General features: G+C 64.1%; 24 protein-coding genes. 10 read left to right on the forward strand and 14 right to left on the reverse strand.

Annotated features, from left to right (window positions below; translation table 11 throughout):
- Nucleotide 1 precedes the first annotated feature (1 nt).
- The 10 genes from HQR01_RS01425 to HQR01_RS01470 form a co-directional block, all read right to left on the reverse strand.
- A complete protein-coding gene (locus tag HQR01_RS01425) occupies nucleotides 2-1,468 on the reverse strand; it encodes a UDP-N-acetylmuramoyl-tripeptide--D-alanyl-D-alanine ligase (RefSeq protein WP_173212019.1) in 1,467 nt (488 codons plus the stop codon).
- Nucleotides 1,465-2,940 carry a UDP-N-acetylmuramoyl-L-alanyl-D-glutamate--2,6-diaminopimelate ligase gene (locus HQR01_RS01430; protein ID WP_173212020.1) on the reverse strand — a complete coding sequence of 492 codons (1,476 nt, stop codon included), beginning with the start codon at nucleotides 2,938-2,940 and terminating at the stop codon, nucleotides 1,465-1,467. Before HQR01_RS01430 ends, HQR01_RS01425 begins: the two co-directional genes overlap by 4 nt.
- Entirely contained in the window at nucleotides 2,937-4,640 is a 1,704-nt protein-coding gene (locus HQR01_RS01435; protein ID WP_173212021.1) for a peptidoglycan D,D-transpeptidase FtsI family protein, read from the reverse strand. The genes HQR01_RS01430 and HQR01_RS01435 overlap by 4 nt, the downstream gene beginning before the upstream one ends.
- Before the next feature lie 62 nt (nucleotides 4,641-4,702).
- Complete coding sequence (locus tag HQR01_RS01440; protein WP_173212022.1) at nucleotides 4,703-5,212, reverse strand: hypothetical protein; 510 nt, start codon at nucleotides 5,210-5,212, stop codon at nucleotides 4,703-4,705.
- Complete coding sequence (gene rsmH / locus HQR01_RS01445) at nucleotides 5,209-6,147, reverse strand: 16S rRNA (cytosine(1402)-N(4))-methyltransferase RsmH (RefSeq protein ID WP_173212023.1); 939 nt, start codon at nucleotides 6,145-6,147, stop codon at nucleotides 5,209-5,211. Before rsmH ends, HQR01_RS01440 begins: the two co-directional genes overlap by 4 nt.
- The gene (locus tag HQR01_RS01450) at nucleotides 6,144-6,629 is read right to left on the reverse strand and encodes a division/cell wall cluster transcriptional repressor MraZ (RefSeq protein WP_173212024.1); all 486 of its coding nucleotides are present in this window, start codon (nucleotides 6,627-6,629) and stop codon (nucleotides 6,144-6,146) included. The genes rsmH and HQR01_RS01450 overlap by 4 nt, the downstream gene beginning before the upstream one ends.
- A 344-nt stretch (nucleotides 6,630-6,973) precedes the next feature.
- Complete coding sequence (locus tag HQR01_RS01455) at nucleotides 6,974-7,720, reverse strand: Gldg family protein (RefSeq protein WP_173212025.1); 747 nt, start codon at nucleotides 7,718-7,720, stop codon at nucleotides 6,974-6,976.
- The gene (locus HQR01_RS01460) at nucleotides 7,698-8,051 is read right to left on the reverse strand and encodes a hypothetical protein (RefSeq protein ID WP_173212026.1); all 354 of its coding nucleotides are present in this window, start codon (nucleotides 8,049-8,051) and stop codon (nucleotides 7,698-7,700) included. Before HQR01_RS01460 ends, HQR01_RS01455 begins: the two co-directional genes overlap by 23 nt.
- 32 nt (nucleotides 8,052-8,083) lie before the next feature.
- Complete coding sequence (locus tag HQR01_RS01465; RefSeq protein WP_173212027.1) at nucleotides 8,084-9,100, reverse strand: cysteine synthase A; 1,017 nt, start codon at nucleotides 9,098-9,100, stop codon at nucleotides 8,084-8,086.
- A 42-nt stretch (nucleotides 9,101-9,142) separates the two neighbouring features.
- Nucleotides 9,143-9,460, reverse strand: a complete 318-nt coding sequence (locus HQR01_RS01470; RefSeq protein WP_173212028.1) for a 2Fe-2S iron-sulfur cluster-binding protein — start codon at nucleotides 9,458-9,460, stop codon at nucleotides 9,143-9,145.
- A gap of 90 nt (nucleotides 9,461-9,550) precedes the next feature.
- Here HQR01_RS01470 and HQR01_RS01475 point away from each other — a divergent pair, with 90 nt between their 5' ends.
- Together HQR01_RS01475 and HQR01_RS01480 are read left to right on the forward strand one after the other, a co-directional pair.
- Nucleotides 9,551-10,168: a DNA-3-methyladenine glycosylase family protein gene (locus tag HQR01_RS01475; RefSeq protein ID WP_173212029.1), complete on the forward strand. Its 618-nt coding sequence runs from the start codon at nucleotides 9,551-9,553 to the stop codon at nucleotides 10,166-10,168.
- 22 nt (nucleotides 10,169-10,190) lie between these two features.
- Nucleotides 10,191-10,997, forward strand: coding sequence for an SDR family oxidoreductase (locus HQR01_RS01480; RefSeq protein WP_173212030.1), 807 nt, complete (start codon nucleotides 10,191-10,193; stop codon nucleotides 10,995-10,997).
- 4 nt (nucleotides 10,998-11,001) lie between these two features.
- On the opposite strand, the gene HQR01_RS01485 is transcribed toward HQR01_RS01480, so the two are convergent.
- A complete protein-coding gene (locus tag HQR01_RS01485) occupies nucleotides 11,002-11,292 on the reverse strand; it encodes a 4a-hydroxytetrahydrobiopterin dehydratase (RefSeq protein ID WP_173212031.1) in 291 nt (96 codons plus the stop codon).
- Complete coding sequence (locus HQR01_RS01490) at nucleotides 11,289-12,617, reverse strand: APC family permease (protein ID WP_173212032.1); 1,329 nt, start codon at nucleotides 12,615-12,617, stop codon at nucleotides 11,289-11,291. The genes HQR01_RS01485 and HQR01_RS01490 overlap by 4 nt, the downstream gene beginning before the upstream one ends.
- A gap of 121 nt (nucleotides 12,618-12,738) precedes the next feature.
- Here HQR01_RS01490 and ccmA point away from each other — a divergent pair, with 121 nt between their 5' ends.
- Nucleotides 12,739-13,320 carry a heme ABC exporter ATP-binding protein CcmA gene (gene ccmA, locus HQR01_RS01495; RefSeq protein ID WP_173212033.1) on the forward strand — a complete coding sequence of 194 codons (582 nt, stop codon included), beginning with the start codon at nucleotides 12,739-12,741 and terminating at the stop codon, nucleotides 13,318-13,320.
- Nucleotides 13,317-13,970 carry a heme exporter protein CcmB gene (locus HQR01_RS01500; protein WP_173212034.1) on the forward strand — a complete coding sequence of 218 codons (654 nt, stop codon included), beginning with the start codon at nucleotides 13,317-13,319 and terminating at the stop codon, nucleotides 13,968-13,970. Before ccmA ends, HQR01_RS01500 begins: the two co-directional genes overlap by 4 nt.
- Here the strand turns inward: HQR01_RS01500 and map are convergent.
- Together map and HQR01_RS01510 are read right to left on the reverse strand one after the other, a co-directional pair.
- Complete coding sequence (gene map, locus HQR01_RS01505) at nucleotides 13,967-14,794, reverse strand: type I methionyl aminopeptidase (RefSeq protein WP_173212035.1); 828 nt, start codon at nucleotides 14,792-14,794, stop codon at nucleotides 13,967-13,969. The genes HQR01_RS01500 and map overlap by 4 nt on opposite strands.
- 40 nt (nucleotides 14,795-14,834) lie before the next feature.
- Nucleotides 14,835-15,668, reverse strand: a complete 834-nt coding sequence (locus HQR01_RS01510; protein ID WP_173212036.1) for a DUF3298 and DUF4163 domain-containing protein — start codon at nucleotides 15,666-15,668, stop codon at nucleotides 14,835-14,837.
- Between the two features lie 48 nt (nucleotides 15,669-15,716).
- On the opposite strand from HQR01_RS01510, the gene HQR01_RS01515 reads away from it, so the two are divergent.
- From HQR01_RS01515 to HQR01_RS01540, 6 genes are all read left to right on the forward strand, one after another.
- Complete coding sequence (locus HQR01_RS01515) at nucleotides 15,717-17,105, forward strand: leucyl aminopeptidase family protein (RefSeq protein WP_173212037.1); 1,389 nt, start codon at nucleotides 15,717-15,719, stop codon at nucleotides 17,103-17,105.
- Between the two features lie 75 nt (nucleotides 17,106-17,180).
- Entirely contained in the window at nucleotides 17,181-17,534 is a 354-nt protein-coding gene (locus HQR01_RS01520; RefSeq protein WP_173212038.1) for a hypothetical protein, read from the forward strand.
- Nucleotides 17,524-18,462: an N-acetyl-gamma-glutamyl-phosphate reductase gene (gene argC / locus HQR01_RS01525; RefSeq protein WP_173212039.1), complete on the forward strand. Its 939-nt coding sequence runs from the start codon at nucleotides 17,524-17,526 to the stop codon at nucleotides 18,460-18,462. Before HQR01_RS01520 ends, argC begins: the two co-directional genes overlap by 11 nt.
- 217 nt (nucleotides 18,463-18,679) lie before the next feature.
- Nucleotides 18,680-19,018 (forward strand): P-II family nitrogen regulator, encoded by a 339-nt coding sequence (locus tag HQR01_RS01530; protein ID WP_173212040.1) that lies wholly within the window; start codon nucleotides 18,680-18,682, stop codon nucleotides 19,016-19,018.
- A gap of 49 nt (nucleotides 19,019-19,067) precedes the next feature.
- Nucleotides 19,068-20,477 (forward strand): type I glutamate--ammonia ligase, encoded by a 1,410-nt coding sequence (gene glnA / locus HQR01_RS01535; protein WP_173212041.1) that lies wholly within the window; start codon nucleotides 19,068-19,070, stop codon nucleotides 20,475-20,477.
- Between the two features lie 165 nt (nucleotides 20,478-20,642).
- Entirely contained in the window at nucleotides 20,643-21,875 is a 1,233-nt protein-coding gene (locus HQR01_RS01540) for an aminotransferase class V-fold PLP-dependent enzyme (protein WP_173212042.1), read from the forward strand.
- Nucleotide 21,876 lies beyond the last annotated feature (1 nt).

Below are 21,876 nucleotides of genomic sequence, written 5' to 3' on the forward strand. Positions count from 1 at the left end.
CCTAGCTGGCGCGGGTGAAATGATCCACGAGCCGGCCGAGACCGACCGAATTGGAGCCCTTGACCAGCACAGCATCGCCCGCGACGACGCCGAAGTCTTCGAGCAGCCCGATCGCCTCGTCGGCGGTCCGGCAATGCGCCCAGGCAATAGGCTTGCCAAGGACGGAACTTTGCGGTTTCCCCAGTTCGCGCGCGAGCGCGATCATCTCGTCGCCGACCAGCAACGCATAGTCGACATCGGCCGCCAGCAGCGGCTCGGCCAGCGCGCTATGGAACTGCGGCCCGAAATCGCCCAGCTCCTTCATGGCGCCAAGCACCGCGATGCGACGGGTCGAGGGCGTCTGACCAAGCTGCGCGAGCGTGGCCCGCATGCTGGCAGGGTTGGCGTTGTAGCTTTCGTCGATCAGCAGTGCCTTGCCGCCCGGCGCATCGATGCCGTGACGCGCGCCGCGGCCCTTGAGCCCGCCCATCTCGGCGAGGGCGAGACCGGCTGCGGCCATATCGCCGCCCGCGGCACGGACCGCCGCCATCACCGCGAGCGAATTGGCAACCCAATGTTCGCCCGGTTCGGCGACGGTGTAGCACAGCCGCCCCTCGGGAAACTCGCAGGTGACCAGGCTGCCACCATTCGCGCTGGGGATCGCATCGAGCAGGCGCATGTCGGCGTGGCGCGCCCTTCCGAAGCTCACGACCTTCGCACCCAGTCTTAGCGCGGCATCGCGTAGCTGTTCGTAATGGGGGGTGTCGGTCGGGATCACCGCCGTACCGCCGGGTTCGAGGCCGAGGAATATCTCGGCCTTCGCATCGGCAATCGCCTCCATAGAACCGAGCATTTCAATGTGGGCAGGGGCAATAGTGGTGATCACCGCGACATGCGGGCGCACTTGCCTTGTCAGCCCTTCGATCTCACCGGCATTGTTCATCCCCATTTCGAAGATGCCGAAACGGCTGCGCGCAGGCATCCGCGCGAGGCTGAGCGGCACGCCGACATGGTTGTTGTAGCTGCGGATCGAACGGTGTGCCGCACCCCTACTGGCGCGCTCCAGCGCGGCAAAGATGGCTTCCTTGACCCCGGTCTTGCCCACTGAGCCAGTGACACCGATGATCTTTGCCGAGGCACGATCGCGCGCCGCGCGGGCCAGGGCCTTGAGTGCGACCGTCGTGTCCTCGACCAGGATATGCGGGTAATCGACCGGGCGGTCGACGATTGCCCCGGCGGCGCCGTTGGCAAAGGCCTTGCCGAGGAAGCGGTGGCCGTCCATCGCTTCGCCTTTGAGGGCAATGAAGAGATCGCCATTGACGACGTCGCGGCTATCCATCTCGACCCCCGCAACCTGGAAGTCCTGGCTGGGGATACCGCCGACTGCCGCCGCGATATCCTGTGCCGACCACAGCGTTAAGGGTAGCCGGTCGCGCGGGTCGGCCGGCCAATCGACATAGGCAGGGTGACGCAGGATGGCAGCGCTCATGCCGCACCCCCTACAGATTTTGCCGCGCATTCACGCGCAACCTCGACGTCGTCGAAGGGCAGCACTCGCATGTTGTCTCCCGATCCGATGATCTGACCTGTTTCATGACCCTTGCCGGCGATGAGGACGATGTCGTCCGCACCGGCTTCGGCGATCGCAGCACAAATGGCTTCGCGGCGATCGCCCACTTCGCGTGCACCCGGTGCACCGGCAAGCACCTGGCGGCGGATTTCCGCAGGATCCTCGCCCCGCGGATTGTCGTCGGTGACGATGACCACATCGCATGCCTTGGCGGCAGCCGCGCCCATCTGCGCGCGCTTGCCGTGGTCGCGATCGCCGCCGGCACCAAAGACCGTGATGAGCCGTCCGGTAACATGAGGGCGAAGCGCGGCAACGGCGGCTTCGATTGCATCCGGTGTGTGGGCATAATCGACGTAAACCGGCGCACCGGAATGCGCGATAGCCGCGCGTTCAAGTCGCCCTCGGACGGGCTGCAGCCGCGCTACGCCGTCCCACACGAGATTTGCCGGCGTACCACTCGCTAGCGCGAGGCCCGCTGCGCAGAGTGCGTTGGCAACCTGGTAGGCGCCGATCAGCGGGAGGGTGATCTTCCGGGTCTCGCCGCCATGCTCGACGGTCAGGACCTGGCCAAGCTGGGTCGGCTCTCGTCCGACAAGGCGGATATCGTCGCCCGCCTCACCCACTGTCACGGTCGCGAGTCCGCGCCGGCGCGCATGGTCGAGAGCGCGAGCGTTCCACTCGCTCCCGTCCGCACTCATCCAGATCACCGCCGTCGCTCCGTCGGAGACGACCTCATCGAACAAGCGCATCTTGGCCGCGAAGTAGTCTTCCATATCGGCATGGTAATCGAGGTGGTCGCGGCTGAAATTGGTGAAAGCCGCAGCTTCAACCGCAACCCCTTCGTTACGGTACTGCGCCAGCCCGTGGCTCGACGCTTCATAGGCGACATGGGTCACCCCTTCGCGGGCGAGACCCGACAGGTTCGCCAGGAAGGTCACGATGTCCGGCGTGGTCAGGCCAGTCGATACGCTCTCGTCGGGCGTGGTTACGCCCAGCGTGCCGATGCTCGCCGCCCTTTCCCCGGCCATGCGCCAGAGCTGCCGCGTCATCTCGACGGTCGAAGTCTTGCCGTTGGTGCCGGTGACCGCAACGATGTGCTGGGGTACCGGTGTAAAGAAGTGCGACGCCAGCCGGGCGAAGGTCTTGCGAGGATTGGCATCAGCAATATGCAAGGCGCCCAGAACCTGCGTCTCGGGCCGGGCGACCACGGCAACAGCCCCAGCCTCGATCGCGGCAGGGATGAAGTTTTCACCGTTGGCCTGCGCACCCTGAAAGGCGCCGAAAACGGTGCCGGGGGCGACCTTGCGGTTGTCGATCGCGAAGCCGGTCACCTCGGCATCGCCATCGCCACATTCCAAGCCAGCCGTCTCACAAAGTTTCCGCAATTTCATTCGCCAGCTGCCTCCGGAATCAGCGGGCGGATATCGGAGATATCAACATCACGGGTATCGTCGGGGCGCACGCCGATCAGCGGGCCAATGCGAGGGATCAGCCGGCCGACAATTGGGGCAGCGTTCCAAGCAGCGGTACGCTGGTAGCTGGACGCGATCGTGCCACGCGGCTCGTCGAGCATGGCGATAACAACATAACGTGGGCGATCCATCGGGAACGCCGCTGCAAACGTCGAGACCACCGCACTCTTCCGGTAGCCGTTGGCACCAGGTTTTTCGGCCGAACCGGTCTTGCCGCCCACACGATAGCCCGGTGCATTGGCATTGCGGCCGGTACCGTAGACCGAGATTGCACGCAGAAGCTGGCGCATCCGGCTGGAGGTCGACGCCTTGAAGACCCGCCGCCCCTTGGGCGCCTCGCCCGCGCCCAGCTTCTGCAAGGTGGCCGGACGCCAGATTCCGCCATTCACCAGAGCAGCGTAGGCCGAAGCCAGATGGAGCGGGGTCACCGCGATGCTGTGGCCGAATCCAACGGTCATATTGGTCAGGCGCGGCCACTTCTTGCCGGGCCAAAGGGGGAAGCCCCGGGCAGGAATCTCGATATAGGGTCGCTCGTTCATGCCCAAGTCAATCATCGTGCGGCGCAGGCGTTCCGGGCCCAGTTCGTCGGCGATCCGGGCGCTTACAGTGTTGGACGAATGGATCAGCGTCTCGATGGGATTGAGCGACGCTCCCAGATCGTGGCTGTCCCTGATCGTAAAGCGCCCGACCTGCACCGGCGAGGCGTCATAGCGCTTGCCGAGATCGCGGATCACACCGGCATCGATCGCGGCAGCGACGGTAATCGGCTTGAAGGTCGAGCCAAGCTCATAGACCTGGTTGGTCACGCGGTTGAACATCAGGCTCTGCCCGCGAGCATCGATCTTATTGGGGTCGAACTCGGGAAGCGAGGCCAATGCGAGCACCTCTCCGGTATCCACGTCCAGCACGATACCCGCCGCACCCTGCGCGTCGTTCAGCTTCATGCCACGCCGCAGTTCGTCCTCGAGCGCGCCCTGCACCCGCACGTCGATCGAAAGCGCTACCGGTGTCCCGCGTGTGGCAGGGTCACGCAAATGCTCGTCGAGCACTTGCTCCATGCCAACCCGCCCCCGTCCGTCGGCAGCGACATAGCCAAGCACATGGGCACCCATCGACCCCTGCGGGTAGTGGCGATCGTTCTCCATCGGCATCTCAAGGGCGAGTTCGCCGATGTCCTGCACGAGATTGGCTTCTTCTGGTAGCACGCGACGGCGGATGTAACCCTGCCGTCCGGCAGCGAACTGGGCGGCTACGCGTTTCTCATCGAGGTCAGGGAAGATCGCCTTGAGCTTGGCCGCAACTTCCCGCGGTGCATGAACAAGCGGCGCACCACCCTCACCCATCGCCTGCGGATTGAACCACAGGGCATAGGCCGGGAATGCCCGAGCCAATGGCACGCCGTTGCGATCGGTGATTTCACCACGCGGCGGCAGCAGCGCTTCCTCGAGCGAGGTCGCGCGCAAGCCATGATCCGACATGCCAAGGTAGGTGATGCGTAAAAGCGCAATCAGCGCAATGAAGGCAAAGCCGAAGGCGATCCACAATACCCGCCAACGGGCCACGGTGAGAGAACGCTGACGCACGGTGACGAGCTGCACGCGACCAGAGGCCACCGCCATGCTTACTGCACCGTGTCCGCTACTTCCCGCCGCTATCGCGGGACCGTAGCCAGAGAAAGCATTCACCGGGTCACCTCGGCAACGCCAACGATCGCTCCGGTGGGATGCGCAAGACGCTGGGCAAGATCGGTGGCGGCGAGATCGCGGTGGGATGGCCGGTCAGCTCCAGCGGACACCGTCCCGTCTTCGGCGATCCAGCTAGCCAGCAGGCCCGTATCCTCGCGCGGCGGGGTGTTAAGAGCGACGCGGACCGGCGAAGGCGCATCGATACCCCACGGCGTACCCAGCGCGGCAAGCTGGGTTTCACTCTCGAGGTACTGGTCTGCACGCGGCGCGCCATAGCCGAACTCGACCGCATTCCAGTTAGCCAGTTGCTGTTGGCTGGCGCGAGTCTGGAACTCGGTTTCGAGCATCAGTTTTGCGCGCTGCACGGCGATTATCTCGCGTTCGGTCAGGCGCACATCGCTCTTCACCGCGTTGACCTTGAAGGTCAGCGCGAGGAGCAGGCCGAAGCAGACGGACAGCACGATGGCCCAGCCGATCTGGCGAACGCGTGAACCTCCTACCATCATGCGGCCTCCCTTGCCGGTGTTGCTGTGCGAGTGGCGTGGCGCAAGACCGAGGAGCGTGCGCGCGGGTTGCGGGCGATCTCTGCCTCGGTCGGCTTGATTGCCTTGCTAACTCGAAAAAAGACCGGATCGTCCTGCGCCGCCAGTGGGACGTGACGCGAAGCGCTCGGGGTTGAGGATGCCTCGCGCAGGAAGCGCTTGACGATCCGGTCTTCGAGGCTGTGGAAGCTGACCACTGCAAGGCGGCCCCCTTCCTTCAGCAAGTGTTCGGCAGCCGACAGGCCTTGGGACAGTTCGTCGAGCTCGCCGTTCACGTGAATTCGGATGGCCTGGAATGTACGGGTGGCCGGGTCTTTCTTGTCATGCGGCTTGAAGCCGAGTGCCTTGCGAACCACGCGCGCCAGGTCGCCCGTCGTCGACAGCGGCCGCGCGGCAACGATCGCGCGCGCCACGCGGCGCGACTGGCGCTCCTCACCGTAGGTATAAAGGACGTCGGCGATCGCCTTCTCGTCGGCGCTGTTGAGGAAGTCCGCGGCGCTCGCCCCTTCCTGGCTCATGCGCATGTCCAGCGGACCATCCGACGAGAAGGCGAACCCGCGATGCGCCTGATCAAGCTGCATCGATGACACGCCGATGTCCATGACCACACCATCGACCCGCGCGACGCCGGCGGACGTCATGACGTCGAGCATCTCGGAGAAACGGTGTGGGTGGAGAAAAAGGCGCGGCGGATTTTCCTCCGTCTCGCGCCATGTGCGACCCGATGCAATTGCGTCAGGATCCCGGTCGAAAGCGTGCACCGTCGCGCCCCGCGCGAGCAGGGCACGGGTATATCCACCCGCCCCGAAGGTCGCGTCGATGATGACGTCGCCCGGTTGCGGGTCGAGCGCCTCGACAACCTCGTCGAGGAGGACGGGGATGTGCGGGGCGCCGGTCACTTGCCCTTCGCCTTCACTTCTTCGAGGAAGCTGCCGCAGGCGGCCTTCGCGCTTGCCCAGTCGTCGCCCATCTTGGCGAGTTCGTCCGGGTTCCACAGGGTAAAAAAGCGGCCGCCGCCCTGGAAATAGAGTCCGCCCTCGATCCCGCCTAGGGTGCGCAGGTGCTCGGGCATGACGAAACGGCCGCTGTCGTCGAAAGGAAGCTCGACGAAACCGAATAGCTGGCTGGAACGGGTGTCGCGATCGAACTCCTTGCCGAGACGGATGGCCATCTCTTCTTCACGGTCGATCTGTGCGTGGAGCTCTTCCTTGCGGGAAAGGCCGAAGCCGACGAGGCAGTTCCAGGTGGGGTGCTTCATCAGGCACAGGACGCGGCCGTCGCTGCTGTCCTTCACCGCCTTGCGGAAGAGCGGGGGCAGCACGAAGCGACCCTTGTCGCCCGCAGGCGAATATGCCTGTCCGCTGTACCCTCCGAAAGCCACTGCCCCAAATCCCGACTAAGCGTTCAAAACCTCCCCCGGGCAAGACTTCCCCCCACTCACCCGTAAGCACGGGCGAGCTGCAGTGCCTGCTGGCCCTGCACGCTTAGACAGCCTTGTCCGATGTCCTGATGATTTATCGCGGGTGCATCGGGGATGAAAGGGAAAATTGCGGGATTTTACGGGATAATCCCGTATATATTTGATTTTATTGTTTTATTTTTCTGATGCCAACTTCGAAATTCTTATCAAATGCCTAAAGAGAGTACTGGAAAATCACGCGATTCTGCCGAGTCGCGGCCTCAATCGGGCCAAATTGCCGAGTCTGTCCCGCAAAATCCCCGGGATCAGCGCGTAAAGGACTCGTCGACCAGGCCGACGAAGGAGTCGCGCCGATCTGAAGAGACAAAACCCGCCTCATCGCCATCGAGTACGGCAGCATCGGCAACCAGCGTCACGTGACCCTCACCGATATCGCATCTGGCCACCAGGCCTGCGGCGGATAAGCGGCAAGCAGCCGCGCCTTCACCTGGTAGCAGTGCGAATTCTCCGGCCAGTCGTGTCGGGATACTGCCTCGGGCGTGCGTCACCCAATGCTCCGTATCGGGCTGCTCATCGTCGAACCGTAATTCGAGGCCCCAACGCGCCAGGATCGGCGAAAGCAGCACCACATCCTGCGGTCGGCGCCGGTCGCCGATCGGAAAGCTGCTGTGCCGGGTCAGCATCGGGTCGGCAAAGATCAACGCCTGCCCGCCGGCGCGCACCCAGCGATCGAGCGCAACGTTCTCCGAGGGCGCCAGGGGACGAGGTTGGGCAAGGATCAGGAAGCGCATTGCCGCGAGCATATCGTCCTCAAGCGCATCCAGCGGTACCAGCTCGAAGCTTTCTTCCAGTGATGCGCGGACCCAGTCCGGTTCGCCAGTGTCGTCGAGGAAGTCCGCAACATCGCTCTCTTCGCCCCAGTAAATCGAGATCGTCCCGAACAGGCCGAGTGCCGGGAGAGGCGCATCGTCTCCATTCGCCTCGCCGGGCTGGCACCCTGCCAGCGCCAGCATTGCTACGAGGAGGATCTTACTGCGCAGGCGCTGCCGCATCGGCCTGTGCTGGCGTCGGCGCAACCGTTGTCGCCGGTGCCGGTTGGGCCGGCATGTCGGGCACCACACCGGCCTCGACTAGCGGGTCGCTCTGGGTGGCAGCCGTGGTCGGTTCGGTCGTTGCTGCTGCTTCGGGGACCGCAGTCGCATCGGTTTCGGCGGCGCGGTTCTGGATCACGCTGGCTAGGCCGACCAGCAGGATCATCAGGACCACGCCGGTGACGCCAATCTGTAGCCGTTGAATCGTCCGTTCACGCCGGGCGTTTCCGCCCGACACATCGGCCAGTTCTGGCACCACCGGCTTGCGGCTCATGTCGAAGAAATGCGCCATGAATGGAGCCTAGGCTGCCTGCCGGGTCGCGGTCAATCGGTGGACTTGAGCCACTCGAACACCGGAAGGCCCTTCTGCGCCAGCCAGTCGGCATTGTAGAGCGTCGACAGGTAACGGAAGCCGGTATCGCACAGGATTGTCGCCACGCGCGGATTTTCACGTCCTTCCGCCACTAGCTGTTTGCCCAGCGCGATCGCTCCGGCGACGTTGATCCCGCTCGACAGGCCCAGACACAGCCCTTCCTCGCGCAGCAGGCGCGCGACCCAGACAAGACCTTCCTCGTCCGAAATGCGGAACTGGGTATCGATCGGAGCGCCCTCGAGATTGCCGGTGATCCGGCCCTGGCCGATCCCTTCGGCGACCGAGGACCCTTCCGCTTTGAGTTCGCCGTGGGCGTAGTAGTTGTACAGCGCCGCCCCATGCGGGTCGGTCAGCGCGATGACGATGTTTTCGTCCAGTTCCTTTAGGCCCATGCCGACGCCGGCAATCGTTCCGCCCGTTCCGGCCGCACAGGTAAAACCGTCGATCCGTCCTTCAAGCTGTGCCCACAGTTCCTTTGCCGTGGTTTCGATATGTGCCTTGCGGTTGGCCGTGTTGTCGAACTGCCCAGCCCAGATCGCGCCTTCGATCTCGTCCGCCATCCGGCGCGAGACGTGCTGGAAGTGATTGCAATCGGCGTATTTGGTCGGTGGTACGGTGACCAGCTCCGCGCCAAGCGCGCGCAGGGTCGCCATCTTTTCCGGCGATTGGTTGTCCGGCATCACGATGATGGTGCGGTAGCCCAGTGCATTGGCCACCAGTGCGATGCCGATGCCGGTATTGCCCGCGGTCCCTTCGACCACCGTACCGCCCGGTTTCAGGTCACCCCGCGCCTCTGCATCACGAATGATGTAGAGCGCGGCGCGGTCCTTCACCGAAGCGCCGGGGTTGAGGAATTCGCATTTGCCGAAAATGTCGCAGCCGGCTTCCGCGCTCGGTCCTTCAAGGCGGACCAGCGGCGTATTGCCGATGAGGTCGAGCGCGCGCTCGCGTACGGGAATATCAATCATACCGTGCGAGGTAGGCGCGCGCGCCTCAACCCGCAAACAACATCAATCTTCAGGCGCGATAGTAACCTTCAGCCCGTCGAGATCGCCGGTGAAGGGAATCTGGCAGGCCAGGCGTGACGTCGCGATGCGGTGATCGGTTGATTCGAGCAGGTCGTCTTCATCCTCGCTCATCGTCGGCAGCTTGTCGGCAAAGGCGGGGTCGACGTGCACGTGGCAGGTGGCGCACGAACAGCAGCCGCCGCACAGGGCCAGCAGCTCGTCGAAGCCATTGTCGCGGATCGCTTCCATCACGGTCAGGCCGTCCGCGACGTCGATCTCGCTGGTTTCGCCTTCACGGGTGGTGACAATCAGCTTGGGCATTGCGCATATCCTCGGTTGCAAAGGGCCACTGACCGACCCTATGCGAGCGGCTGCTATTCAATCGCGAACGGGAAGGCAAGTGAGAGCGCTATGGGGCTGACAAACGCACAGTTGCGCGACCACCTCGACACCGTCGCTGCGCAGGACGCGGTGGTGGCCGCTGCGATCGAACGCTGCGGCTATCCCGAAGAGCGGATTCGCCCGACAGGCTACAAGACCTTGCTGCGAACCATCGTCGGTCAGCAGGTTAGCGTCGCGGCGGCGACCTCGATGTGGAACAGGCTGGAAGCGGAACTGGGCCCCGACTTCACCCCATCCTGCTTGCTCGAGCGCGATTTCGATACGCTGCGTGCCTGCGGCCTTTCGCGGCAGAAGCAGGGCTATGCACGCAGCCTTTGCGAACTGGTCGCTGGCGGCGAGCTGTGCTTCGAGAGCCTGCCCGAGGATGACGAGGAAGCCATTACCGAGCTGACCCGGATAAAGGGGATCGGGCGCTGGTCGGCAGAGATCTACCTGCTGTTCGCAGAGGGACGCCAGGATATCTGGCCCGCAGGCGACCTGGCGGTTCAGGAAGCCGTCGGGCGATTGCTGGAATTGCCCGCACGACCGAGCGAGAAGGATACCCGCAGCCTGGGTGAGAAGTGGCGCCCCTATCGTGGTGCGATGGCCATCTTCACATGGCACACATACAACAACGCAGCCTTGTAGAGCCGCGTATCAGGAGAGAGACATGAGCACGCGTAAATCCATCTTCATCACCGGCGGCGGTTCGGGCATTGGTCGCGCCATCGCGAAATATTTCGGTGATCGCGGCTACTTCGTGGGCCTTGGTGATATCGACCAGAAGGGGATGGATGAGACCCTCGCCCTGATCGGCAATGGCTTCACCTTCTCCGTCAAGTTCGATGTCCGTGACCGGGCGGCCTGGGACGAAGCACTTGATGCCTTCGCCACTGCCGCCGGCGGGCAGATCAACGTCCTTGCCAACAATGCCGGTATCCCAATCGGCGGTTCGTTGATCGAGAATTCGATCGACGAGATCGAGCGCTGCCTCGATATCAATCTCAAGGGCGTGCTGTTCGGGGCGCAGGCTGTCTATCCCTACCTCAAGGCTGCGGCGCCCGATTCCTGCCTGCTCAACACCGCCAGCGCCGCGGGAATTTACGGCACTCCGGGCGCCAGCGTATATACAGCGACCAAGTTCGGTGTGCGCGGGATCACCGAAAGCCTCGACGGCGAATGGGCAGAAGACAATATCAAGGTCCGCTCGCTGATGCCGAGCTTCATCGATACGCCTCTGCTCGACCACACACCCAACGCCCAGTCCAACCAGGGCATTCGCGAACGCGTGACCGAGGCAGGGCTGGAAATCACCCCGGTCGAGGAAGTGGCGAAAGCTGCGTGGGAAGCGGTCCATGGCGATCGCCTGCACACCACCGTGGGCAAGACTGCAAAGCAACTGGCCTTTGCCTCGCGCTGGATGCCCGGCCGGTTGCGCAAGCAGACCCGCGCGTCCGCGCGACCGCTCGGGAAGTAGACCGTCAGGCCAGCGCGTCGATCTTTCGCGCCATTTTCACGTCGCGCAGGCTGAGGCCGCCTGCGTCATGGGTGGTCAGCGTGATCTCGACACGGTTGTAGACGTTGAACCATTCGGGATGGTGGTCGCGTTTCTCGGCGAGGATCGCGACCCGGGTCATGAAGCCGAACGCTTCGGAGAAATCCGCGAAGGTAAAGGTTCGAGCGATTGCATCGCCATCGCGCGCCAGCGCCCACTGGGGCAGCGCGGCAAGCCAGCTGTCACGTTCCTCACTCGTCAGTTTCTCGACACTCACGTCAGGTCCTTCGCTTGTTTTGCGCCTCCAAGGCGGGCGAGCAGCCAGTAGCCGCCCGAGAGCACAGCGACCAGCCCGAATCCCAGCAATGCGTAGTAGGGATCCTGCGCCACGAATACCGCCAGGGTGACCGCATCGAGTAGCAATAGCAGGCTCATCAGCGGCCAGAAGTAGGGTACCTTGAAGGGGCGTCCAAGCCCGGGTTCCGTAATGCGCAGCCGCATGGCGCACAACGCGACCAGCACGAAGATCGCCTGCGACAGCGAAGTGCTGGTCGACGACAGCGCCAGATAGGTCCCTGACCACAGGAAGGCCGCCGAACCGACGACCACCAGCGACATCGCCCGCAGCGGAGTTCCGCGCGGCGTCACGGTGGCAAAGTAGGAGGGAAGGATGCCCTCGCGTGCCGAATCGTAGGTGATCCGGCTGATGGTCATCATCATCAGGCTGCAGATCGCACTGATCGAAAGCAGTCCGAAAAGCGTGAAGATGAGATCGCCGGTCCCACCGAACACGGTGCCTGCCGCATCCGCGGCAGCAAATTCGGACACGGCCATCTCGGCTGGGGTGAGGCGATGAAGCAAGGCTAGGTTCACCGCGACATAGAGCAAGGTAACACCGAGGATGCCCCCGAATATGGCGCGGGGGACTTGTTTGCCGGGATTCTCGATTTCCTCGCCATAGACTACTACGTCGCCCCAACCGTTATAGGCGCCCACGATCACCAGCATGGCGGTGGCGAAGCCCAGCCAGCCTTGCGGCGCCAGGTCGATCGGTGTCGCGGGCTGTGCAACGCCCGGCTGCGAGAACAGCGCCGCCGCAAGGGCCATCAGCACCACCCCCTTGGTCGCGGAAAAGAGGATCTGCACCGTCCCCGACATGCGCGTGCCCGGCGCGTTCACGATGAAGAACAATACCAGCATGAAGGTGGCCAGCGCGCCGGGGCCGAAGCGCCCCCCTCCCACGCCGAGCCGGACGAGGAACTCGCCAGCCACGATGGCAACGCCCGCAAGCGCTGAAATCAGCATCAGCAGCATGGTGAAAGCGGTCGCGAGGCGCGCCTTGGGACCGAAAGCTCGACCGGCAAAAGCGACAACACCGCCCGCGCTCGGCAAGGCCGCGCCCAGTTCGGCGAAGGGCAATGCAGCGAATGCAGCGAGAATGCCGCCAAGCACCCATAGCGCGACCAGTATCCATGGGCTTTCGCTGGCCTGCGCCACCACGCCGGGTGCGCGCAAGATGCCTTGCCCGACGACACTGCCGACTACGGCGGCGAGACCGAAGACGATCCCCAGCACCCTTAGCAGGTGCCCCTTGTCCGACATCCCCTTCCCCCCTTGTCCGAAGATGCGACCCTGTGCGGGCGGTTCTCACGACAAGCGGTCCGGTTGACAAGGCAAATCGGGCACTTGGCGCATTTGTCCCTTCCGCCTAACGCTTTCGACCATGACCGCCCGCCTGACCGCGAAAGATCTTGCCTGCCGCCGCGGCGAGCGGCTGCTGTTTCGCGGGCTGTCGCTCGATTGCATGCCGGGTGACGCCTTGCACGTCGCGGGCGCGAACGGGATCGGGAAATCGAGCCTGATCCGCATCCTTGCAGGACTGCTGCGCCCCTTCGCTGGCGAGATCGAGCGTGAAGGGGCGATCGGTCTGGTCGACGAGCGATTGGCGCTCGACGAGGCGCTGCCGCTGGGCAAGGCGCTGGCGTTCTGGGAAAGCCTCGACGGATGTCGCGATCCCGGTCGGGCGCTCGAACTGCTGCAATTGCGCGAGTTGATGGACGTCCCCGTTCGCTATCTCTCGACCGGGCAGAGGAAGCGTGCGGCGCTTGCCCGACTCCTCAACCGTGGCTGCCCGGTGTGGTTGCTCGACGAGCCGTTGAACGGCCTCGACCGACAGGCACAGGCGGCGTTCGAGGCTTTGGTTGCGCAGCATTGCCAGGGCGGCGGGATCGCAGTGGTCGCCTCGCACCAGGACTTTGCGCTTCCCTCGCCGCTGCGGATCGACCTTGCGGAGTATGCGGCATGATAACGACATTGCTGCGCCGCGACCTCGGATTGCTGCTCCCCGGCGGACGGGGCGGTGGAGGGGTGTTGCCGCTACTGTTCTTCCTCGCTGTGGCCATGCTCTACCCCTTCGCGGTCGGGCCGGACGCGCAACTATTGGCGCGAACCGGCGGTGGCGTGATCTGGGTCGCGGCATTGCTGGCGGCGATCCTACCGCTCGAGAAGCTCGTCGCGGGCGATCTCGAGGCAGGCATTTTCGACCAGCTCGCGCTGCGCGGAGTGAGCGAAGAACTGGCGATGGCGGTGCGGCTGCTGGCCCACTGGCTGGCCTTCGCACCCCTGCTCCTACTCGCGACGATCCCGGCCGCGGCGCTGCTTGGCCTGGGCGAGGAAACGGTGCGGACTGTTCTGCTTGGCCTGCTTGCGGGAACGCCGGGCCTGGCCGCCGTTGGCCTCGCCGTCGCGGCTCTCACGGCGAGCCTGCGAGGCGGCGCAGCGCTGGCAGGACTGATGGTCATCCCGCTGGCAGTGCCGATCTTGATCTTCGGCGCGGGCGCTCTCTCACCGACAGGCGAAGGGGGAATCGCCTTGACCGGCGCAATCAGCCTGGTGCTGGTCGCCCTCGCACCGCTCGCGGCAGGCGCCGCCATCCGGGCGGCACGGGAAACCTAGTAAGGCGGCTTGTGCAGCCCCTTGGGGCTTTCGGTGAAGATTTCTACGCCGCTCTCGGTGATCCCGATCGAGTGCTCGAACTGGGCGCTCAGCGACTTGTCGCGCGTAACTGCGGTCCAGCCGTCGCCGAGAATCTTGGCGTGCGGACGGCCGAGGTTGATCATCGGTTCGATGGTGAAGAACATCCCCGGCTTGAGTTCCGGGCCCGTCCCTGCGCGGGCAGCGTGGACCACTTCGGGGGCGTCGTGGAACAGGCGTCCCAACCCATGGCCGCAGAATTCCTGCACCACGCCATAACGATGCTGGCGCGCATACGCCTCAATCACCGCTCCGATGTCGCCCAGTCTGGCACCGGGCTTCGATGCCGCCTCGATCCCGAGCATCAGGCATTCGTAGGTCACGTCGACCAGCTTTCGTGCCTTGAGCGGAACGTCGCCGACGAAGTACATACGGCTGGTATCGCCGTGCCAACCATCGAGCAGCGGGGTCACGTCGATGTTGACGATGTCCCCGTCCTTGAGAGCCTTGTCGCCCGGAATACCGTGACAGATCACATGGTTGATCGAAGTGCAGCAGCTATGCGTGTATCCACGATAGCCCAGCGTTGCGGGAACGGCGCCACCATCGAAAGTCATCTGCCGCACGAGATCGTCGATCTGCCCGGTGGTCACACCAGGCTTCACGAAGGTGGTCAGTTCGTCGAGGATCTCGGCCGCCAGCCTGCCGGCCTTGCGCATCCCATCGAACCCTTCGGGTCCGTGGAGCTTGATGGTCCCGTCGCGGTAGACGGTCTGGTCGCTGTCGATCACCTGATATTCGGTCATGCGCGCCACATAGCGACTAAGCCGCCAAATTGCGAGATGCTCAGCGCTTCACGCTGAATACGCTCGCATATTCGGGCTTTACCGCGGCAATCACCGCCGCATCTACCGGCAGGGTGACCTCATACTCGCCCTCCGCATATGGGCCGGCGACATAGGGTCCATAGTACAATCCAAGCCGGTCGAAGGTCTTGCCGTTGGAGGAGCCGACGAACAGCGTCGTTTCGTCCATACCGGGGCAGTTATCGGGCCACTCCCCCGCCGGATCGTCGATCGGTTCACCGCGCCGTTCCACACGCATTCGATCGAGCGCAGCGCAAGCCTTTGCCCCGACCGCCTTGTGCAGCGCAGCCTGCGAGGCGAACATCGCCAGCGGATCGAACAGCTGCCCGGTTTCGCGATCCCACACTTGCGCGCTCCTGCCGTACATGCCGTGCGCACCGCCGGTGTAGGTATAGAACTCGATCGACAGGCTGAGGAAGCGCGGGAGGTCCGCGACGACCTGGTACTCACTGGCGAAGGAGTAGTTGCGGCAGGAGGCGGCTTCCGCCGGGCATTCCGATACCGACGACTGCCAATCGGCCTTTGTCTCGTCGAACAGGTCCCCGCGCCGCTTGTCGAGTTGCGCAGCCAGTTCCGGTTCCGCGCTAACCTGGGCGGGCCATGCGAATGCGAACTCCAGAGCCCCGCCCCCCTTTTCCTCGAGCTTCTGTTCGAATGCGAAGGCTTCGGCTTTTGGCTGGGGGCCAGTCGAACCCGCATCTTTGGGTTGCGCAGCATTGGCGGGGTCAACGCCGGCCTTCTCGCCATACTCCTGCGGATCGGAACAGGCCGCACTCGACAGGAGCAGCGAAATCAGGAACAGGGACATTCGCATCGCGGTTTCCTTCCGCACCGGAACGATACAAAGGGACGTGCTCCGATTATGGCCGACACCGTGCCGCTTATCCAGCCCGACAAGGGCCAGCAGGCAACCGCCATCCACCTCGTCAACCGCGAGGCTTTTCCCAAATGGGTCAAGCAGTTGTCGTCCGGACAGCGCGCTGCACTGGTGGGGCAGAAATTCGACGGTAGTGCCTACCAGGTCGGGATCGTCCCCGATGGCGACAGCTGGTTCGCGGTCGGCGGCGTCGCCAACCCGGCGGCGCTATCGAGCTGGTGCATGGCCAAGCTTGCGGAGGCCCTGCCTGAAGGAACCTATCGCAGGGTCGAAGGCGAGCCGGGTCCGGCCATGCATGGCTGGCAGACCGGGCAATATGTGTTCGATCGCTACAAGAAGCCCGAAAGGCCGGTGGGCGCGCGCGTCCTGCTGACCAAGGAAGCCGGGCGTATCGAAGCGGCCATCGCCGAAGCGGAGGCGGTGCGCTTGGTGCGCGACCTGGTCAACACACCGGCCGAAGACATGGGGCCCGAAGCGCTCGAGGCGGAGTGCGAAGCCCTGGCCAAGAAACATTCGGCCAAGCTTGCGGTCACCAAGGGCGACGCTCTTGAACGGGATTTTCCCATGGTCCACGCCGTAGGGCGCGCCGCCGCGCGCCACCACGCGCCGCGCCTGATGCACCTCACCTGGGGCAAGGCAAGCGATCCTGTCCTCGCCATTGTCGGCAAAGGGGTGTGCTTCGATTCCGGTGGCCTCGATATCAAGCCGGCCAGCGGCATGCTGCTGATGAAGAAGGACATGGGCGGCGCGGCCCACGCGATCGCCCTAGCCGGGCTGGTCATGGGCGCAGGGCTGAAGGTCCGCCTGCACCTGTTCGTTCCAGCGGTCGAAAACGCCATCGCCGGCAATGCTTTCCGCCCCGGCGATATCCTCAAGACGCGCAAGGGCCTCACCGTCGAGATCGGCAATACCGACGCCGAGGGGCGCCTGATCCTCGGCGATGCGCTCCAACGGGCGAGCGAAGAGAAGCCCGAACTGGTCGTCGACTTCGCCACGCTGACCGGAGCGGCCCGTGTCGCCCTGGGGCCCGACTATCCGGCGCTGATGACCCGGCGCGACGAAACCGCGCAGGCGCTGATCGATGCGGGCAAGGCCTGCGATGATGAGCCCTGGCGCCTGCCCCTGCCGGACTCCTATCGCGAGTGGCTTTCCTCCGACGTCGCCGATCTCAACAATTCCGCGACCAACGGCTTTGCTGGGGCCAGCGTCGCCGGCCTGTTCCTCGACCGTTTCGTCGGCGAGGGCATCGACTGGGCTCATTTCGATACTTTCGCCTGGCGTCCCACGGCCAAACCCGGCAGACCCAAGGGTGGCGATGCCTATGGCCTGCGCGCCACATGGCACATGCTGCGCAACCGTTTCGGTGGAGCGTAACCGGGGGGTGGCTTGCGAGAATGGTCCGGCGCGGTTAAGCGCGCGCAGCATTAACAACCGAGTTTGAATTCCAGCGTGAACGGGCCCGCAGCGTATTCCCTTCCCGAAGGTATCGTCGGACTGAAAGGTCCGGTTGAAAGACCCGCGCCCGGGACCCTGCCCCTGCGTGGCGATCTGGCCCACATTGCGCTGGCGGGCCGCTACCTTGCGGCGCATTACGTGATCCCGCGCCTGCGCAGCATCGGTGGCGCCGGGGCGGTGCTCAAGCTTGGCATGCGCGACGACGCCGACAATGGTGCATCGCTCGCAGCGGACGAAGCGGTGGAATTACTCGACATCGCTGGCGACTGGGCGTGGGTCACCCGTGGGCCTGAAGGCCCGAGCGGCTATGTCCGCCTCGGCGCGCTGGCGCCCGAAGATGGCGCATAAGGTCTTCATCGACGGTGCCGCAGGCACCACCGGACTGGAAATCGCCGAACGGCTTTCCGGTCGCAGCGAGTTTTCCCTCATCACGCTCGACGACGCGCAGCGCAAGGATGCGGGGGCCCGTCGCGATGCACTGAACGAGGCCGACGTCGCAATCCTGTGCCTGCCCGACGAGGCGGCAATCGAAGCTGTGTCGCTGATCGACCCGACCGCGGGAACGCGGATGATCGATGCATCCTCCGCTCACCGCACGGCCAGTGGCTGGTGCTACGGCTTTCCCGAACTGGTCGGGCGCGAACGCGTCGCCAACGCGCTGCGGGTGAGCAATCCGGGATGCTACCCGACCGGTTTCCTTGCACTGGTCGCACCCTTGGTGCGTGCGGGCCTGCTCCCCGCCGACTGGCCCTATACCGTCCACGCCGTCAGCGGCTATTCGGGCGGCGGCAAGGCCTTGATCGAACGGTTCGAGGCCGCAGGGGCTCCTGCCTTCCGCGCCTATGGGCTGCAAATGGGCCACAAGCACGTGCCGGAGATGCAGGCTCATGCGGGCCTGGTGCATGAGCCGGTGTTCTCACCTTCGGTGATCGATACCTTCCGCGGCATGGTGGTTGAAATTCCACTGCCGTTGGCTGCCATGCCGGGCGTTGCGACGCCGGATGCTATGCGTGATGCGCTGGCCGCATTCTACGCCGGATCGCCGATCGTTCGCGTGCATCAGGGTGCCGCTCCGGCCGAGCTGCTGCTACCCCACGACGCTGTGCCGCATGACGATCTCGAACTGTGGGTGTTCGGCAATGCGCAAGGCACCCAGGCACGCCTGCTTGCGCGGCTCGACAACCTCGGCAAGGGCGCGAGCGGCGCTGCCGTCCAGAGCCTCAACCTGCTCTGCGGCCTGCCTGAAACTGCCGGCCTGCGCCTCACGTCTGCCTAATAATTAGGCATCATCAGGCTAGTGCTTGGGCAGGGGCAGTAGCGCCCTTACCCGACATTGCGTCCGACTTGGGGCTGGCTAAACGAAAATTGCGTCAAGGCGGTTTGGAGGCGACCGATTCTTCGTCTAGGCGTGGGCCTCGCGTGTTGGCACGATTCTTGGATTAGAACGCGCGAGGAAACGCATTCCCAACCAGACCGGGGGTCGGAAGAGAGACGTGAAAAAGATCGAAGCGATCATCAAGCCGTTCAAGCTCGACGAGGTGAAGGAGGCGCTGCATGAAATCGGCGTGTCCGGCATCACCGTGACCGAAGCCAAGGGCTTCGGTCGCCAGAAGGGCCATACCGAACTCTATCGCGGCGCCGAATACGTCGTCGATTTCCTCCCCAAGGTGAAGCTCGAGGTGGTCGTTACCGACGACATCGCCGAGCGCACCGTGGAAGCTATCGCCGCAGCCGCCCAGACGGGCCGCATCGGCGACGGAAAAATCTTCGTCTCCACGATTGAAGGTGCCCTGCGCATCCGCACCGGCGAACGCGACGACGACGCTATCTGATCACCTCTCCCTCTCCTGGGCGGGAGGGGAACTGAAAAAGGAAGAATCAATGTCCAGTGCAAAGAAGGTCCTCAAGCAGATCGAAGAAGAAGGCATCGAATGGGTCGACCTGCGCTTCACCGATCCCAAGGGCAAGTGGCAGCACCTGACCATGGTCGCGAAGATCCTCGACGAAGACCAGCTTGAAGACGGCCTGATGTTCGACGGTTCGTCGATCGCTGGCTGGAAGGTGATCAACGAAAGCGACATGATCCTAAAGCCCGACCTCGAGCGGGTCTACATCGATCCCTTCAGCGCTGAACCGATGATGATCCTGTTCTGCGACATCGTCGAGCCTTCGACCGGCGAATGGTATGCCCGCGACCCGCGCACCACCGCCAAGCGCGCCGAAGCCTACCTCAAGTCGACCGGCATTGGCGACACCGTCTACGTCGGCCCGGAAGCCGAATTCTTCATGTTCGACGATGTCCGCTTCGAAGACGGCTATGCCGGCTCGGGCTATGCCATCGACGACATCGAGCTGCCGACCAACACCGGCAAGGAATATGAGAGCGGCAACCTTGCCCACCGCCCGCGCGCCAAGGGCGGCTACTTCCCTGTCGCTCCGGTCGACAGCGCCGTCGACATCCGTGGCGAGATGGTTTCGACCATGATCGAAATGGGCCTCAACTGCGACAAGCACCACCACGAGGTGGCCGCAGCGCAGCACGAGCTGGGTCTGACCTTCGGCACGCTGGTCGAAACCGCCGACAACATGCAGATCTACAAGTATGTCGTGCACCAGGTTGCCCATGCCTATGGCAAGACCGCAACCTTCATGCCCAAGCCGATCAAGGACGATAACGGTAGCGGCATGCACACCCACATGTCGATCTGGGACAGTGGCAAGCCGACCTTCGCCGGCAACGGTTATGCCGGTCTGTCGGAAACCTGCCTCTATTACATCGGCGGCGTGATCAAGCACGCCAAGGCGCTCAACGCCTTCACCAACCCGACCACCAACAGCTACAAGCGCCTGGTGCCGGGCTTCGAAGCGCCCGTACTGCTCGCCTATTCGGCGCGCAACCGCTCAGCTTCGTGCCGTATCCCCTACGGTACCGGCGACAAGGCAAAGCGCGTCGAGTTCCGTTTCCCGGACGCGATGGCCAACCCCTACCTCGCCTATGCCGCGCTGCTGATGGCTGGCCTCGACGGGATCCAGAACAAGATCCACCCGGGCGAAGCGATGGACAAGAACCTCTACGACCTGCCGCCGGCAGAGCTGGCCGAGGTCCCGACCGTGTGCGGTTCGCTGCGCGAAGCGCTGGAATCGCTCGAAGCTGACCACGAGTTCCTGCTCAAGGGCGACGTGTTCACCAGGGACCAGATCGAAGCCTACATGGAACTCAAGTGGGAAGACGTCGTACGCGTCGAAACCACGCCGTGCCCGGCCGAATTCGACATGTACTACAGCGCGTAACAATCACGCGCCAAGATCGCGAGATCACCGAGAGAGGGGCGTCCGGAGCAATCCGGGCGCCCCTTTTGCGTTGCAGTGATGGCTTCGGTGTGACCGGTCCACGCGCTTGTCGACGGCTGCGAATAGTCTGGTACCTTGGCGCGGAGCCATTGTGAGAGGCGGCCCATGGATATCGATCGCAGAACATTGCTGGGCGCGACGGCCCTGCCGTTCATGCCGGGCGTGCTCTCCACCGCGGCTTCCGCGGGGGACTGGGCCAGCATTGCGGGCGAATACGCCGTGACTCGCGATGTCATCCAGCTCGAGCACGGCAATTGGGGCATGATGCCGCAGCCGGTGCTGCAAGCCTACCGTGCGATGATCGAGCGGGTGAACCGCGATACCAGCTATTACGCCCGCCGCGGCATGGCCGGCGACCTCGAGGCCGTTCGCGCGCAAGTGGCGGATGCGATGGAGGTTGCAATCGAAGAGATCGTACTCACACGCAATGCGACCGAAGCGTTGAAAGCGTTGATCCTGCAGTACAACCACCTGCAATCAGGCGATGCCGTGCTCTATGCCGATCTCGACTATGACAGCATGCAGGCGAGCATGGATGCGCTTGCAGCCACGCGGGGCGTTCGCGTCAGCAAGATCGCGCTGCCCGAACCCGCTACGCACCAGAATCTTCTCGATGCCTACCAGACGGCCTTTGACGCCGACCCCGGCATCAGGATGGTGCTGCTGACCCATGTCAGCCACCGCACGGGATTGGTCCTGCCGGTGGCGGAGATCGCAACGATGGCGCGCCAACGCGGAATCGATGCCATCGTCGATGCGGCGCATAGTGTGGGGCAGCTGGATTTTCGCCTGCCCGACTTGAAGGCCGATTTCATCGGCATGAACCTGCATAAATGGATCGGCGCACCGTTGGGCGTGGGGGCGCTGTATATTCGCAAAGAACGGATCGAAGCGATCGACCCGGACCCGGCAGAAAGCCCGACGCGCACCGATATCGTCGCACGCGTTCATACGGGCACGGTCGATTATGCCGCGCAGCTCACGGTTCCTGCAGCACTCGCATTCCAGGCTGCCATTGGCGGGCCACGCCGCGAAGCACGGCTCAAGCAGTTGCGAGACCACTGGGTCCGCCCGCTGCGCGATACGCCGCAAATCCAGATCCTCACACCCGACGACCCGGGGCTGTATGGCGCAATCACGTCGTTCCGGCTGCGAGGGCGGGCGACGCATGACGAGAACGTGGCGCTCGCTCGCACTTTGCTTGAACGGCACCGGATCTTTACCGTCCACCGCGATGGCCTGGCTTCGGGTTCCTGCGTGCGGGTCACTCCGGCATTGGCAACGCACGAAAGCGAGCTGGACCGGCTGGTCGAGGCAATCCGCGAGCTAGCCAGCTAGC

The sequence above is a fragment of the Erythrobacter mangrovi genome (assembly GCF_013260645.1).
In the GTDB taxonomy this organism is placed as follows: domain Bacteria; phylum Pseudomonadota; class Alphaproteobacteria; order Sphingomonadales; family Sphingomonadaceae; genus Qipengyuania; species Qipengyuania mangrovi.

Coding starts and splice junctions, on each gene's coding strand:
- HQR01_RS01425 (WP_173212019.1), bottom strand. CDS start 1,468: ATGAGCGCTGCCATCCTGCGTCACCCTGCCTATGTCGATTGGCCGGCC.
- HQR01_RS01430 (WP_173212020.1), bottom strand. CDS start 2,940: ATGAAATTGCGGAAACTTTGTGAGACGGCTGGCTTGGAATGTGGCGAT.
- HQR01_RS01435 (WP_173212021.1), bottom strand. CDS start 4,640: ATGGCGGTGGCCTCTGGTCGCGTGCAGCTCGTCACCGTGCGTCAGCGT.
- HQR01_RS01440 (WP_173212022.1), bottom strand. CDS start 5,212: ATGATGGTAGGAGGTTCACGCGTTCGCCAGATCGGCTGGGCCATCGTG.
- HQR01_RS01455 (WP_173212025.1), bottom strand. CDS start 7,720: ATGCGGCAGCGCCTGCGCAGTAAGATCCTCCTCGTAGCAATGCTGGCG.
- HQR01_RS01460 (WP_173212026.1), bottom strand. CDS start 8,051: ATGGCGCATTTCTTCGACATGAGCCGCAAGCCGGTGGTGCCAGAACTG.
- HQR01_RS01465 (WP_173212027.1), bottom strand. CDS start 9,100: ATGATTGATATTCCCGTACGCGAGCGCGCGCTCGACCTCATCGGCAAT.
- HQR01_RS01470 (WP_173212028.1), bottom strand. CDS start 9,460: ATGCCCAAGCTGATTGTCACCACCCGTGAAGGCGAAACCAGCGAGATC.
- HQR01_RS01475 (WP_173212029.1), top strand. CDS start 9,551: ATGGGGCTGACAAACGCACAGTTGCGCGACCACCTCGACACCGTCGCT.
- HQR01_RS01480 (WP_173212030.1), top strand. CDS start 10,191: ATGAGCACGCGTAAATCCATCTTCATCACCGGCGGCGGTTCGGGCATT.
- HQR01_RS01490 (WP_173212032.1), bottom strand. CDS start 12,617: ATGTCGGACAAGGGGCACCTGCTAAGGGTGCTGGGGATCGTCTTCGGT.
- ccmA (WP_173212033.1), top strand. CDS start 12,739: ATGACCGCCCGCCTGACCGCGAAAGATCTTGCCTGCCGCCGCGGCGAG.
- HQR01_RS01500 (WP_173212034.1), top strand. CDS start 13,317: ATGATAACGACATTGCTGCGCCGCGACCTCGGATTGCTGCTCCCCGGC.
- map (WP_173212035.1), bottom strand. CDS start 14,794: ATGACCGAATATCAGGTGATCGACAGCGACCAGACCGTCTACCGCGAC.
- HQR01_RS01510 (WP_173212036.1), bottom strand. CDS start 15,668: ATGCGAATGTCCCTGTTCCTGATTTCGCTGCTCCTGTCGAGTGCGGCC.
- HQR01_RS01515 (WP_173212037.1), top strand. CDS start 15,717: ATGGCCGACACCGTGCCGCTTATCCAGCCCGACAAGGGCCAGCAGGCA.
- argC (WP_173212039.1), top strand. CDS start 17,524: ATGGCGCATAAGGTCTTCATCGACGGTGCCGCAGGCACCACCGGACTG.
- glnA (WP_173212041.1), top strand. CDS start 19,068: ATGTCCAGTGCAAAGAAGGTCCTCAAGCAGATCGAAGAAGAAGGCATC.
- HQR01_RS01540 (WP_173212042.1), top strand. CDS start 20,643: ATGGATATCGATCGCAGAACATTGCTGGGCGCGACGGCCCTGCCGTTC.